14 protein-coding genes and 1 pseudogene are annotated in these 13,812 nt (G+C 60.2%); 6 read left to right on the top strand and 9 right to left on the bottom strand.

Annotation, left to right across the window (positions count from 1 at the left end):
- Positions 1–79: 79 nt before the first annotated feature.
- A pseudogene (locus NFH98_RS14920) lies at positions 80–261 on the top strand (transposase); the annotation flags it as partial.
- A 54-nt stretch (positions 262–315) separates the two neighbouring features.
- On the opposite strand, the gene NFH98_RS14915 reads toward NFH98_RS14920, so the two are convergent.
- Positions 316–603, bottom strand: a complete 288-nt coding sequence (locus tag NFH98_RS14915; RefSeq protein ID WP_348826912.1) for a CopG family ribbon-helix-helix protein — start codon at positions 601–603, stop codon at positions 316–318.
- Between the two features lie 482 nt (positions 604–1,085).
- Between NFH98_RS14915 and NFH98_RS14910 the strand changes: the two genes are divergently transcribed.
- Entirely contained in the window at positions 1,086–1,442 is a 357-nt protein-coding gene (locus NFH98_RS14910) for a nucleotide pyrophosphohydrolase (RefSeq protein WP_348826911.1), read from the top strand.
- A gap of 263 nt (positions 1,443–1,705) precedes the next feature.
- Here NFH98_RS14910 and NFH98_RS14905 read toward each other — a convergent pair whose 3' ends face one another.
- Positions 1,706–2,119: a DUF6691 family protein gene (locus NFH98_RS14905; protein ID WP_348826910.1), complete on the bottom strand. Its 414-nt coding sequence runs from the start codon at positions 2,117–2,119 to the stop codon at positions 1,706–1,708.
- The gene (locus NFH98_RS14900; RefSeq protein WP_348826909.1) at positions 2,116–2,574 is read right to left on the bottom strand and encodes a YeeE/YedE family protein; all 459 of its coding nucleotides are present in this window, start codon (positions 2,572–2,574) and stop codon (positions 2,116–2,118) included. Before NFH98_RS14900 ends, NFH98_RS14905 begins: the two co-directional genes overlap by 4 nt.
- Before the next feature lie 183 nt (positions 2,575–2,757).
- Here NFH98_RS14900 and NFH98_RS14895 point away from each other — a divergent pair, with 183 nt between their 5' ends.
- The gene (locus NFH98_RS14895; RefSeq protein ID WP_045993818.1) at positions 2,758–3,672 is read left to right on the top strand and encodes a LysR family transcriptional regulator; all 915 of its coding nucleotides are present in this window, start codon (positions 2,758–2,760) and stop codon (positions 3,670–3,672) included.
- A 138-nt stretch (positions 3,673–3,810) separates the two neighbouring features.
- Here the strand turns inward: NFH98_RS14895 and NFH98_RS14890 are convergent, their stop codons facing one another.
- Together NFH98_RS14890 and NFH98_RS14885 are read right to left on the bottom strand one after the other, a co-directional pair.
- Positions 3,811–4,560 carry a 2OG-Fe(II) oxygenase family protein gene (locus NFH98_RS14890; protein ID WP_348826907.1) on the bottom strand — a complete coding sequence of 250 codons (750 nt, stop codon included), beginning with the start codon at positions 4,558–4,560 and terminating at the stop codon, positions 3,811–3,813.
- A gap of 192 nt (positions 4,561–4,752) precedes the next feature.
- Entirely contained in the window at positions 4,753–5,541 is a 789-nt protein-coding gene (locus NFH98_RS14885; protein ID WP_348826906.1) for a CmcJ/NvfI family oxidoreductase, read from the bottom strand.
- 439 nt (positions 5,542–5,980) lie between these two features.
- On the opposite strand from NFH98_RS14885, the gene NFH98_RS14880 reads away from it, so the two are divergent.
- Positions 5,981–6,778, top strand: a complete 798-nt coding sequence (locus NFH98_RS14880) for an OBAP family protein (protein ID WP_348826905.1) — start codon at positions 5,981–5,983, stop codon at positions 6,776–6,778.
- A gap of 192 nt (positions 6,779–6,970) precedes the next feature.
- Here NFH98_RS14880 and NFH98_RS14875 read toward each other — a convergent pair whose 3' ends face one another.
- Positions 6,971–7,663, bottom strand: a complete 693-nt coding sequence (locus tag NFH98_RS14875; protein WP_045993820.1) for a response regulator transcription factor — start codon at positions 7,661–7,663, stop codon at positions 6,971–6,973.
- Positions 7,664–7,780: 117 nt separating this feature from the next.
- Between NFH98_RS14875 and NFH98_RS14870 the strand changes: the two genes are divergently transcribed.
- Together NFH98_RS14870 and NFH98_RS14865 are read left to right on the top strand one after the other, a co-directional pair.
- Positions 7,781–8,296 carry a putative pterin-binding protein gene (locus NFH98_RS14870; protein ID WP_348814661.1) on the top strand — a complete coding sequence of 172 codons (516 nt, stop codon included), beginning with the start codon at positions 7,781–7,783 and terminating at the stop codon, positions 8,294–8,296.
- Positions 8,297–8,299: 3 nt separating this feature from the next.
- Complete coding sequence (locus tag NFH98_RS14865) at positions 8,300–10,558, top strand: ATP-binding protein (RefSeq protein ID WP_349622914.1); 2,259 nt, start codon at positions 8,300–8,302, stop codon at positions 10,556–10,558.
- A 174-nt stretch (positions 10,559–10,732) separates the two neighbouring features.
- Here NFH98_RS14865 and NFH98_RS14860 read toward each other — a convergent pair whose 3' ends face one another.
- The 3 genes from NFH98_RS14860 to NFH98_RS14850 all read right to left on the bottom strand — a co-directional run bounded on the left by NFH98_RS14860 (position 10,733) and on the right by NFH98_RS14850 (position 13,801).
- Positions 10,733–12,148: a sigma-54-dependent transcriptional regulator gene (locus NFH98_RS14860; RefSeq protein ID WP_083970521.1), complete on the bottom strand. Its 1,416-nt coding sequence runs from the start codon at positions 12,146–12,148 to the stop codon at positions 10,733–10,735.
- A gap of 349 nt (positions 12,149–12,497) precedes the next feature.
- Positions 12,498–12,914, bottom strand: coding sequence for a hypothetical protein (locus NFH98_RS14855; RefSeq protein ID WP_348826902.1), 417 nt, complete (start codon positions 12,912–12,914; stop codon positions 12,498–12,500).
- A 152-nt stretch (positions 12,915–13,066) separates the two neighbouring features.
- Complete coding sequence (locus tag NFH98_RS14850) at positions 13,067–13,801, bottom strand: hypothetical protein (protein ID WP_045993824.1); 735 nt, start codon at positions 13,799–13,801, stop codon at positions 13,067–13,069.
- Between the last annotated feature and the right edge of the window lie 11 nt (positions 13,802–13,812).

Below are 13,812 nucleotides of genomic sequence, written 5' to 3'. Positions count from 1 at the left end.
ATGCGCCTGCTATTGATCTCGGTGGCCCAGCACCTCTCCGGCAATGGCGGCGGCCGGCAGTGATCTGCCACTGCTCTAACCGATGGCGAAGGCGTTGTCGACACTCAAGCGCCATGCTGAACAAGTGATGAGGCGTGGGACTCGAGGCCGACCAACGCCCGGCTGGAAGGTATGAACGGACTGTTTCAGGCTGCCAGGTCAGGTACACGTGGATACCGGAACGGGGCCTATTTCATCACCATGATCTACCAGATCGGCAGCCTGTGGAGCGTATGCGGGATCAGGTCAAATCCACATGAAGTGACGAAGAACCCATCATTTAGTCTTCTCCAGACGTGCACGGGTAGACGCACGGCGGGCAGCAAACCTGGCTTCCACATCGGCGGCAGGTATGAGATTGCCAGCTTCTGCCGAGGCCCGTGATTGCTCGACCTTGGCAACCAGCCAGGCATCATAGTCCTGCGCTTCCTGCTGCTGGGCTACATAGTTGCGCATGAAGTCGCGTAGAAGCTGTGCCCCGGCACGATCGTGAGCCTTGGCAGCACTGGCAAATTCTGCTTTCAGGCCTTCATCGACCCGAAAGGTGAAGGTAGCATCGCTCATGACACACATCCTCATGTGTTACACGGTGACCACGGGATAGCACGGGAAGTATGCCATGCATCCACTCGCATCTTCCCTGAACAGGTACACCACCGGTACTGAATCGCACCGACTATTCGAGACACACGTCAGGCTCTGGATATCACGCTGTTTTTGCTCAATGGTAGATAGACCATCGTTTGTGCGGTGAGGGCGCATCCCCAACGGCGCCTGGTCCGCGCCAATCCTGGTGACACACGGCAAGGCAAGATCGTTGTGGTGCAGCATCGCGCCATTGAGGGCCCGGACCACGGCGGCAGTGTCACGATCAAGCTGTATCAGAGCGAGAAGGTCGGGGACCTGACTGGCATCGGAAAATTCCTCTCTACGCTGTGAGCGAGTGGACGGCTGAGTGGTCGCCTTTGTCGATGCTGGCTGGATAGCGAGTGACAGAGCAGGCATGCTCAGCGCTATCCGATACCGCTGAACTAGGTGACCCCCAGATGTCAGACCCGTTCAAGCAGCTCCGCGACGCCATGGACCAGTTCGCCACCGAGCGCGACTGGGATCAGTTCCACTCACCCAAGAACCTGGCCATGGCGCTGACGGTGGAGGCAGCTGAGCTGCAGGAGTGCTTTCAGTGGCTGACCGAGGCGCAGTCCAGGGTGCTGGATGAGCAGCAACTGGCCGCCGTACGCGATGAAATCGCCGATGTTCAGCTCTACCTGATCCGGCTGGCAGGCAAGCTGGACGTGGATATCGAAGCGGCGTGCCGGACGAAGATGGAGAAGAATGCGGTGAAATATCCGGCCGAGAAAGTGAAGGGTAGTGCGAAAAAGTACACGCACTATCAGGATTGACGTGATGCGTGGCCGCTTCGTCCTCTGCAGCGGCCTTCTCAGCCTGGCCTCGTCCCTCAAGCTTCCTACGACTGATTTTGGCCTCAAGCAGGGCCAGAGACTCAGCTTTCGGTTTAAATTATCTGCTAAAAGCGGTCTTTTGTTCCGATTTAAGAGTGATAAATAAACCAGCTACCGCACAATATCCCGTGTGACGCCGTTGTGACGCCGTTGTGACGCCGGCCGGATGGCCGGCGTTTGCTGGGCGAAGCGTGGCATTCGGTTCAGTGACCGCGAGTCAGGCGTGTGGCCAGCCACCAGCCCAGTAGCATCGTCAGCAGAAAACCCGCCAATGGCAGACTCATGGCGCTGCTGGAGACGATGGCAGGCCCGGGGCAGTAACCGCTCAGGCCCCAGCCAACACCGAACAGGGCCGCGCCGAGCAGCAGGCGGGCATCGATATCGCGACGCCTGGGCAGTTGGAAGCGCTCGCCCAGCAGGGGAGCGCCACGCCGCCAGACGAGGCGATAACCGATGAAGGTGGTGATGACGGCACCGCCAAGTACAAAGATCAGTGTGGGGTCCCAGTCACCGGCCACGTCGAGAAAGCCGACGACACGCGCGGGATCGGTCATGCCGCTGAGTGTCAGCCCGAGGCTGAAGACCAGGCCGGTGATGAAGCCGATGATCGCTTTCATGGTGACTCTCCCAGCAGGTGTTGGCTCACGAAGACCGTCAGCATGGCGACGGCCACGAACACCACAGTGGCCACCAGCGAGCGGAGTGAAAGACGAGCGATACCGCAGACGCCGTGGCCACTGGTACAGCCGCCCCCGATGCCGGTTCCCACGCCTACCAGCAGGCCTGCGAACATCATGCTCACACCCCCGCTGGTGGGATCGCCGATCAGCGCATCTGAGCGCTCGGCCACATTGCCCCAGTCAAGATTGAACAGCACAAGGAGCAGCGGGCCGCTGATCAACCCGAGCACGAAGGCAATACGCCAGCGGTGGTCCGGGCCTGATTCCAGAAGCGCTCCCCGCGTGATGCCACTGATACCCGCGATACGTCCCAGAAAGGCCATCAGCATCACTGCCGAGAGGCCGATCAGGACGCCGCCGGCGAGTCCTTTCATGCTGCTCATGATGTCCATGTCATTCGTTCTCCCTTTCGGCCATCCAGCGTTGCGACGATGATATGCTCGTGCCCGACCATCGCCAACCGTCATCGCCAGGCGACGTCGCCCACCGATTGCCGAGTCTACTGGTCAGGTGATTGGCCGGCCGGCTGACCTGTGGGGCATGCGACAAGGACGCCGAGGATTCGCAGGAGCACCATGAACGAACTGACCCAACGCCTGCGCACCTTTCTCAAGGTGGCGGAGCATCAGAGCTTCAATGTGGCGGCGCGTGAGCTGGATATCGCCAGTTCCACGGCGACACGTCATGTCAATCATCTGGAGCGCCAGCTGGGCGAGCCGCTGTTGGTGCGCACCACTCGCCATGTGCGGTTGTCACCCGCTGGAGAGCGAGCGCTGATCCGCTTTCGCGCCATTCTGGCCGAGGTGGAACAACTGGAGGGTGAGCTCGAGACGCTGAGTGAGCGCGTCGCGGGGCCGCTGCGTATCTCGGTGCCGTGGCGCTATTCACGCCTCTATCTGGCGCCGCTGGTGAGCGAGTTCATGCAGCGCTATCCCGAGGTGGCGCTGGATATCGTCAGCAGCGACCAGCGTGTGGATCTGATCGAGGACCACTTCGACGTGGCCCTGCGCATCGGTCACCTGGAAGATTCGAGCCTGATCGCGCGGCACATCAGTGACCAGCGCTTCGTGCTGGCCGCCGCGCCGTCTTACCTCGCGGCCCAGCCCCCGATCCATCGGCCGGAAGACCTGGAGCAGCACCGTCTGCTGACCTTCAGCTATACCACCGCCAATCATCACTGGCGATTGGTGCAAGGGGATCGTGAGCATCGTATCTCGGTGCGGGCCCGTGCGTTGCGCACCAACAATGCCGACATTCTCACCCAGGCGGCGCTGGGCGCCGCCGGCGTCGTGGTACAGCCGCTCTGGGCCATACGAGAAGAGCTGGCAAGCGGCCGCCTGATGCCGGTGCTGGAGGACTATCAGGTCACCTCATCGGATTTCGACACCGGTATCCATGTCGTCTACGCGCGCGAGAATCAGCATAACCCGCGCGTGCGCGCCTGGATCGACTTCTTGCTGGCCCGCCGCGAGCGGCTGTCCTGTCACTAGCCAGCCGTGCGCGCTGTCCGTCGTCCAGATACACGAAGGGCCCGATCTAAAGGGAGATCGGGCCCTGTGCGCACGTCGCGACTGCTTGGACGATACTCATCAGGCGGTGTTTATCAGATGGTGCTCATCTGGCAGCCTTCAGTAGAGGATATCGCTACGGATGATGTACTTGGCGCCGTCGCGGATCGGCTCGCTGGCGTGCACGCAGTGCTGCGGATGCGAGCCGTGCGGGAAGCACAGTACGCCACCCTTGGGCGTGGAGACCGAGACCGTCTGGATATCGTCCCGCGACTGAGCCGGCTTGTCGGGATCACGGCGGCTGACCAGAAACTCGGTGCGTCCGCCAGTGTAGCCATCGCTTAAGAAGATAAGAAAGGTGTACTGGCTCATCAGGCCCGGATAGGCGTCCTGGACGACCTCGCCATTGATGACGCGACTGCCCGGCCAGGCGCCATCGGTGTGCGGCTTGAAGAAGTCGCCGGCCTCGTAGCGATAGACACGAAAGCGCGCATTGATGCCTTTGGCTCCCTCGCCCTGGATCTGCTCGGTGACCCGCGGCGCCGAGCGCTGCCAGATGACTTGATCGACCGCTTCACTGACGACCCAGTTGACGTTGTGATTGTGGCGTACCGAGCGCGGCAGGGAGACGGGCGCATCTTCCTCGAAGCCCATGTCCTCCACAACGGCAACGAAGTTGTCGGCCTCGGCAGGTGTCAGCACATTGAGCAGCTGGAAGGCGCCGGGGACACCCTCGACCTCCTGACGGACAACCTCTGGCGTCGCGTCGGCTTCGAAGAGGTCAGACACGTCGCCGTTGTCCGTCCAGATGGGCAGGGGCATGGGGGAGAAGCCGCGTTCGTGGCTGACGACATGGAATGACAAGCTCATGGCAAAGCTCCTGAATGACGAAGAATGTGAGACGAAAACGTGGGGACAGCGATGCCTGCCGGGAGGAAGGCCTGGATGACCGTCAACTGGCGGTGAGTGTCGGTACCGAGGAGAAATAGTCAGCTACCTGGATGGGCCCGGTATCCGCCATGTTGACCGTGGAACTCAGCCGCCACCAACGGCCGATGCACCTCAGTCGGGATAGCGGACCAATACCCGCGTCTCCAGGCTGGTGCGTGTCGGCGCATCTTCGGGCGTGTCGAGCAGCTCGGCCGCGGTATGCGCGACCGGTGGCTTGCCGGCGCTGTCGAAGGCATTGAAGACGATGGCTTCGTCGGGGCGCATGTGTGAGACGAAGTACCAGCGGTGATCCGGGTTGTGGACGAGGCCCTGGATCTGGCCGCAGCGATCCGGATAGAGGATGTCGATGTTGACCCAGTCCTCGTGGTGCACGCTTTGGGTATCGGCGAACGCCAGCGGGTCACGCGCGACGGCCTGCTCGACGGGCTGCCAGACATTGACAATGCCGTAGTGGCCGCTCAGCCACTGCTCGGCCTGCTCGGGCGGCAGCAGATCGCGCACGCGCTGCGGGCCAGAGCGTGGCGAGTAGTCGACATGCACATGCTGCGCCGGCACGCGTTCACCTTCGAAGCCACGCAAGGTGTGGTCGAACACATGCACCTCACTGACACCGAGCTGCTGCTTGAGCAACGCCTCGATGGCTGGCGTGTGCAGGCGGTCGCGCGCCTTGGCGTCGCGTACATCCACGGCAAGCTCGGGCGTATCGAGAAACAGCAGGCCATGGGACGCGAAGCTTGGCGGAGTGGCGCGCAGATCCTGCAAGCTGACGCTTTGGCGATCATGCTTCGGCTCAATGCGCCGACCGGTCTCGCCGTCCGGGTCCACCTTGATCTGCAGACCTTCCGGGCGATCGAGCTGATAATTGACGAACGCCAAGCGGGTAAGGATGGGCGCTGACATGATCGAGACCTCCTTCACGATGAGTTGTCAGAGGATGAGCACTGACATGCACTTGGGCCGGCCGCCTGTGCTGTGGCGAGTCCAAGAGGCTGGTTCGCGAGCTTAGTGCATTGGCGCAGATACAAAAAAGGCGCCTGTCTGCAATTTGTTATTGCACGAGTGGCAATAATCAACGGCTGACAAGCGTCCGTGGCTTCCGCATGTTGTCTCCGTCTCCGTCCTTGTTTCCATCCCAATAAACCGCTAAGCAACTGATAAGCAACGACTTGGGGAGCCGCCAAGAGCAAGGCTGACGTCTTATAGAGTTGGCATTCGGCGTGTTGATGTAAATAAGGGTCGGCTTGTATAGTCAAGTTGCTATTGCAAAGACGTCTCCCAGGCGCATCTGTCAGATTGTGCGATGGGGGAGCGTGATATTCATCGTGCCAAGGGAATGGTCATGAAAGATAAGCGTGTGCCTGGAACTCCAGTGTTTTATCGCGGTGCGTCAGCGGCTCTGTGTGTCGTCGCTCTGAACGGCTGTACCGGTATGGCCGAGACGGGCCCTGCAGCCGACGTGCCCGGACAGCCAGAAAGCACCAAGACCAATGTGCTGGAAGCAGGAGCCAGTGCATTGCAGACCGACGCACCGACGGATCAGCTCAATATCTATCTTGTCGGTTTCCATCCCATGAAGGATGAGCCAAGCCATCAATTCGAAGCGCATCATTTCTGCCAGCAGATCAATGAAGACTTCATGCAGTGTGCGCTTTACGATGGAAATACTGCGGATGCCCACCTCACCGGGGTGGAATACATCATATCCGAAAGCGTTTTTGAGACCCTGCCTGAAGAAGAGAAGCAATATTGGCATCCCCATAACGGGGAGATTCTGTCTGGCCAATTGGTCGCGCCCAACCTGCCTGAAACCGCTGATCATGAGCTGATGCAATCCAAGATGAACAGCTATGGCAAGACGTGGCACACATGGAGCAGTTCACACAGCGATGAACAAGACCAGGCGTTGCCGCTGGGTAAGCCCGAGCTGGCTTGGTCCTTTAATCGTACCGGAGAGCCGCAGCCGGGCCTGGTCGAAGATCGAGACCAACGTATGGGGATCGACACAGAGGAGCGGCGTCAGGCCAGGCAAGATCTGGTGCCGCTGGCCAATCCCCAGTCGGGTGTTGATGTGTTGAAAGGAGAGTTTCCCAGGTCAACCCAGCCCATCCCTGGTGTGGAAGCCAAGACCAGCGAGTGATGTTGACGTTCACAGCTTTACCGGTCGGCTGCGCTGATGTTTCGCGTGGCGCTGACCATCCCCTTGATGTCGGTTTAACTACCGGGTTGACGCATGCCGCGCTACAAACGCTACAGGCGGCCCACAGGAGGGTGTCGCGTCGTGTTGTTGCCTTGGCGGGGCTCGGAGGAGGGGGCGTCGCGTGGCAGAGGTTTAGTGCTGGCTCAGTTCAAGACGATAACCTTGTTGATAGACGCTCTTGAGTCGGTGGTTCTGTTGCCCATCCAGCTTCAGCTTGCGCCGAAGGCCGCTGATGTGGGTGTCGACGGTACGGGTATTGAGGTCACCACTGACGCTCCAGATTCGCTCAAGCAGATAGGCGCGCGTGAAGAGCTGACCGGGATTCTGGAGAAACAGGGCAGCCAGCCGATATTCCCGATCGGTGAGCTCGACGATATCGCCATGTAGGCGGATGATCCCTGCCGTCAGGTCGAGCTGGAGGGGGCCGCATTCGAACAGCGTCGTTCCAACGCTGTCTACGTGACCTAGCCGGCGACTCAGGGCTTCGATCCGAGCCCTGAGCTCGGGGACCCGCAGCGGCTTGTGCAGAAAGTCATCGGCCCCTGCCCCGAGGGCTCGGACGACGTTGTCTTCGGCGTCGTCGGCAGTAATGAACAGCACCGCGCCCGGCCACTGATATGCATTGCGCAAGGTCTCAAGCACTTCGAACCCATCGACCTCCGGTAAACGCCAGTCGAGCACCAGTAGCTCGAAACTTGTGTTCTGCATTGCCCGAAACAGGTCGTGGGCCGTGGTGAAGGGGGTCAGCGTGGCTGTGCCGTCGCCTAGCGCCGCGGCGATCAAAGCCTGCTGGTCGGGGTCGTCTTCGAGGATAGCGATGCGCATACCGAAGTTTCCTGTCTTGGTGCCTCGCAGGAGCAGGTTTGACAAAGTTTCACAAACCTACATCCAAAATTAGCATATACCGAATAGGTAAGTGCTCAAACGTTTGGAGATGCGTCGATGAAGACCTTGTGGTGCAAGACTCCTGTCCTGCTGGTCCTGGCGGTTGGGCTTGTTGCGAATCAGGCAATGGCGCTGGAGTCGCCTGCCGGCAAGACGGTACTGGTGGTGAGCGGTGACATCACCCAGACCAATGTCGGTGACGAGGCACATTTCGACATGGCCATGTTGGCGAGCCTCGAGCAGGGCGAGATCGTGACACAGACTCCCTGGCATGAGGGGAAGGTGTCTTTCAGTGGACCGCTGGGCGTCGCCTTGCTGGCGGAGGTGGGAGCACAAGGGAGTGATCTGCGCGTCACCGCGCTGAACGATTACGCCGCCGATGTGCCGGCCTCTGACTTTGCTGAACATGGGGTCGTGCTGGCGACCCACAAGAATGGTGAGCCGATGAGCATTCGCGAACAAGGGCCTCTCTTTATCGTCTACCCGTTCGATGACAATCCCGATCTACTTACCGAGACCTATCTCACCCGCTCCGTCTGGCAGGTAGCCGCCATTGATGTATACGACAACTAGTCGATGAAGGAGGCGCGCGGTCTCAAGTTATCCGCGGCAGCGGCACTTTTGCTGTTCGCGGCCTGTCTTGTCATCGGTGTGACCGCTTTCCAGCGTCACGATCGACTGCGACATGAAGGGCTGGAGAACGTCACCTGGGCGATCTATCAACTGGATCGTCAATCACGTGAAGTCGAAGTGGCGCTGGAGCAGGTGGACAGCCAGTTGACGCACGGCGTATCAGGTACTCGTGGCGAGCTTTCTTCCTGGACCCGGCTGATGGAGCGTTTCGACATTCTCTACGGCCGGATAAAGCTGCTGCAGCAAGGACAATATCGAGAATATCTGGCTTCACAACCTGAGCTCCTCGAAGCATTGTGGCACCTCGATGCCCGCCTTGAAGATATTGATGTACTGCTGCAGCCACTCTATCAGGAAGCGCTGGCACCGCTGCCTGCTCAGCGCCGGCAATTGTCACAGCTGATCAGCGCCATGCGTGACGATGCGGAACGGTTGCTGCTCGACCATAACAAGGCGCTCGCTAGCGTTCGTGAACAGACCCGGCAGGGCATGCTGCGGGTGTACGTCCTGCTGTTCGCGCTGATGATATTGATCATGCTGGCAGGAACTTATCTTGTCATGGCGCTGTGGCGCGAGGCGCGCTCTCGTGCTCGCCACGGTGAGCGTCTGCAGCAGCAGTCTCAGGAACTTCAGCGTGCTGTGCAGCAGGCAGAAGCGGCGAGTCAGGCCAAGTCGGAATTCATGGCGATCATGAGTCACGAGGTCCGCACCCCGCTCAATGGTGTGGTGGGCATGCTCGATGTGCTCGAGGATGAGCGCTGCCAGGAAAAGCGTGAGCAGCACTTTGCGACCCTGAGGGAAAGCACCGCCTCGCTGCGCGCGGTCATCAATGACGTACTGGACTACTCGAAGATCGAGGCCGGACGTCTTGATCTTGACCATTCTCCATTTCCCTTGACGCGGATGGTCGCGAGGCTTGCCGAAGGATATCGATCACGTCAGACCAGAGACGTGTCGTTTATCGTGCAGTTAGGTGATGACTTGCCTGCGGTGGTGATCGGTGATGCGACCCGCCTACGACAAGTGCTGATGAACCTGATGGACAACGCCTTCAAGTTCACCCAGGCGGGCAGCATTACGCTCGCTGTCCAATCGCGAAAGCCTGCGTCGATCATCTTCGAGGTGCGTGATACTGGAGTCGGAATCGACAAACAGGCCCAGGCCGCGCTTTTCGAGCCATTCACGCAAGTGGATACATCTCTGTCGCGCCGTCACGAGGGGACCGGTCTTGGCCTGGCGATTTGCTACCGGCTGATAGAAGCCATGGGGGGAAACCTTGAATTGAACAGCATGCCGGGCCTGGGCAGCGTCTTTCGCTTTTGTCTTCCACTGAGCGCCGCCGAGGGTGTCAGCGAGCGTCTGCTCGACGATCCGTCTGAAGCACTGGCCTCACGACATCTGCTGGTGGTGGAAGACAACCCTGTCAACCGGGATCTGGTGGCCGCTTTGCTCAAGCGCCTCGGTCAGACCTTCGACCTTGTCGAAGACGGAGAGCAGGGGCTGGCTGCGATGAAGTGCAAGGACTATGACCTGGTGCTAATGGATATGCAGATGCCCTGCATGGATGGCGTGGAGACGACTCGGCGCTTTCGTGCCGAAGAGGGCGAGGGCCACCTGCCTATTGTGGCCATGACGGCCAATGTCATGCCGGAGCATCGGCAGGCATGTCGTGATGCGGGAATGGACGACATTCTGAGCAAGCCTTTCACGCGGCTGGAGCTGGCCGATGTCCTTCGCGCTTACCCACCCAGGCGCCGTCAGGCTGCTTTGCATGTCGTGCCTTTTGACTACGCGCCCGAGCAGGTTGCCGATGTTGACGGCGCCAGGCCCGTGCAGGATCACAGCTGCGTCGGGAGGGGCGGCCTGGATGCTGACACCGTGATCGAACTCAAGCAGAGCCTGGAGCATGAGACGTTGAAGTCGCTGCTCGCAGCGTTTTTCTCTCGACTCGATGGTCGGGTCGAAGCGTTGCGCGAGGCTGTCGATGGCAGTGACCGTGAGCGGATCAAACGCGAGGCGCACTCGCTCAAGGGCGCGGCGGCCTCGTTGGGGTGTCGGCAGCTTGCCGCGGAAGCGGCGCGCCTGGAGCAGTTGGCGCCGAAGGCAAAAATGTCGCACTGTCGCGAGCAAATTGCCCGTATCGAGCGCGGGGGTAGTGACGCGGTTTGCCAATGGCGTGGCAGGGGTGTCGATCTGTCCTGAGCGGCCTAGCAGCACCGATGCATAAGGTCTTGTCGCAGTGTCATCGGCGATGGACCTTGGCGTTCGAGTGTCCCATGTCAGGTACCGAGGAGGCGGGGACCGGCGTCCGCCCCAGGTTTGTCTGAGGACAGTGTGTGAGTTTGCTGGTGTCCGGGCCGCTGGTCTCGACATGCCTCAGGCGGCCTGGCGCCTGCGCCGTCGGTGCAAGGTGGACGCCGCCACTCCGAGTTGCCGGGCGGCGCGTTCTATACAGCCGTCGCAGGCTTCCAGAGTCGCTTCGATGGCCGCGTCTTCTATCTGGCGCAAGGTCATGCGACCTGGGCTGAAGTGTATACCGACGCCAGACGGCGCTTGCGAGGGCGGGAGTGCGGACGGAAGGCGCTCGTCATCGTTCAGCATCAGGTTGTTGACCGTTATCGCTTTTCCGTCGCATAGCAGCAAGGCGCGCCTCAGACGATTTTCCAGTTCTCGGACATTGCCGGGCCAGTCGTGCTGCTGGATCCAGTTTCTGGCCTCCTCATCCAGGGGGCAGACTGCGATACGTTCTTCTCTGGCCAGCGACTCCAGCAGGTGATCTGCCAGCATCAAGGCGTCCCCTTGTCGCTCGCGCAGGGGTGGCAAGGCAAGACTCAGAACGTTGAGACGGTAATAGAGATCCTCCCGAAACGCCCCCTCTCGCACGGACTGCGCCAAGTCTCGGTGGCAGGCGGTGATCACCCGGCAATCGACACGAACGTCTCGCGTGCTTCCCACGGGAGTGATGGTGCCGGTCTGAAGTGCGCGCAACAGCTTGGCCTGGAAGGGAAGTGGCATATCGCCGACTTCGTCGAGAAACAGGGTGCCCTGGTCGGCCGCTTCGAAGAAACCCTTGTGATCCCGCGTGGCCCCACTGAAGGCTCCTTTGACGTGACCAAAGAGCATGGATTCGATCAGTGCCTCGGGAAATGCTGCGCAGTTAACGGCCACAAACGGACCGGAGGATCTTGGGCTGCAGTAGTGCACACTGCGCGCTGCGAGTTCCTTTCCGGTCCCGCTTTCTCCGTGTAGCCACAAGGGAGAACGCGACTGCGCCAAGCGTGGGATGAGCGTGCGGAGGTGTTGCATGGCGGCGCTCTGACCGATCAGCAGATTTTCGGGGGCATGGTCGCCGGGGCCTTCGCCGTGAACTGCAGTCTGTACCTTGTGCACGAGCTTTGCGGTCCACTGCAGCAGCGTCTGACAGCCGAGCGGCTTGGTCAGACGTATCGCTTCGCCGCATCCGGCCTCCTGGTCGTTCAGGCGGTCGGCGGACACCATCATGCAGGCGACTGGGTGTTCAAGGTCACGACAGGTGGCCATGACTTCGATACCGGTCATGTCGGGAAGGTGGTAGTCCAGTACCACTACGGCAGGGCCTTGGTGGCTGACCAGCCTGGCGACGGCTTCACTACCGCTGTGGCAGACGGCCACGTGGTGGTAACGCGTGGCCAGGATGGTCTGATAGAGGTGAGCGGTATCGGTGTCATCCTCGACTACGATTATCAGCACTCCAGGCTTGGGGAGACATGTGGTTGAAGTAAGGTGATGCTCCTGCGCATTGTAAGACGTCATGGCAATACCCTTGGCTGGCTCTAAGCCGGTTTCAGAGCTTGTACGAGTTGTCACTCGAGGTGCTCTTTGGATGCGTGCGTCGCCATCTTTCAGTGCGCCGTCCGATCAGCGCTTGGCGATCGGGTTTGATGACACCGATGGCTTCGGTATGAACGGGTGTACCGGTTGCCGCAGCCTTTCTGATTCGTACAAGAGTCAATTGCCACCCTAGCCAGACTCGAAGCAGCTTTCCTTGTTTTAAAGGTTGCTTTAACAGTGTTTGACATTGTCTGGGATTTGGCTGGTACTCCATTCGTAGTTATTCCACTTTGAGTACTGAATTTCTCATTATTGCTAGGGCAAGTTATTGCTACTTCGCTGTTTGTTCGTTGGAAAGCACGTCCTCTGAGCTCTCGGCATCCAGGTTCAGCGTGGTATTGATCTTTGACAGGGCGTTGGCCTCGGCTTCATTAGTCTGATGGTTTTCGGTCATGATCAGACCCTCTGCCCCATCGCCCAGGGTCATTTCGATCTGTTGCCAGTTGCCCACGGCGATCGACGTGGAATTGTTGTTGACGATGGCACCGGCATTAATGCTGCCGCTGCCGCCAGATCCTGAACCACCACTACCGTTACTGCGACGCCGTGCCTCCTGCAGGATGAGGGAACCCTGGATGCTGGCTCGCGCGGGGAAGTCGTAGGGGTAGGGGCCGACGAGCGGATCTCGATCTCTCGCCTCAGCGGGGCCACCGGCAGATAGAAGCGCTGCGCCAAGGGCTGCGGCCATCCAGCTGGCCCATCGCCGAGAGGGAAGGGCACCAGAGTCGAGGGGGAGGCAGTCAATGTCGGAAACATGTCGGTTAACTGTGCGTGTCATGAGAGAACTCCCAGGGCATCCGTGGAGGCCACGGATGCCCGAGCCAGGGTTGAGATGAGGAATCAGAAGTTGCCATCCACCTTGACCGACAGGTTGTTGCCCACGGCGGTGGCGGTGGAGGATACGGCGGCGGTATCGCCTCCTCCCATACCGTTGATGCCGTTGAACAGCACACCGTCGGCAGTGGCAGTGCTGGTGACCAGTGCCACAGAGAGCTGTTCGTTGTTGGTGATGGCGAAGGCGTCGTTGTCAGACAGGGTGGTCAGGTCGACGGTCATGTTGTTGCCTACGGCCGTTGCGTCAACGTCTACTGTGGCGTTGAGGATGGCGAGTGCCGAGGCGGTCGCGGTGACGGCACCAGGCAGCGTGGCATCCACCAGTTCACCGGTCAGCGGCGTGCCGACTGAGGCGTCGAGCCCCGCGTACACCTGAGAGTTGTCGGTTTGGGTCGACACATCGGACTCGATCGCGGCGTTGTTACCCACTGCGGTCGCGATGCTTTCTACCGCCGCCAGGTCTTCAAAGGCGTTTCCATCGAGCAGCGGTATGATGGTGTTGTCGACGGCGGTGACCAGGCTAGTGGCGCTGATGGTGCCCAGGGCGGTCTGGTCATTTTCGGTCATGTTCAGGCCTTCGGGGGCGACATTGACTTCAGACAGCGCCGAAGTGTCGACCGTGCTGTTGACCGTGGCATCCCACACCCAGGTCACCGAGTCGAAGGCCAAGGCCGAGGAGGCTGACATCAGACCAGTGAGGGCGATAGCAGCGGACAGTGCGGTTTTTTGCTGAGTTTTCATGACGGCGTTCC

The sequence above is a fragment of the Halomonas sp. H33-56 genome (assembly GCF_040147035.1).
Taxonomy (GTDB): Bacteria; Pseudomonadota; Gammaproteobacteria; order Pseudomonadales; family Halomonadaceae; genus Halomonas; species Halomonas litopenaei.
The sequence above is the reverse complement of the archived record's forward strand: the minus strand, read 5'-3'. Positions and strand labels throughout refer to the sequence as shown.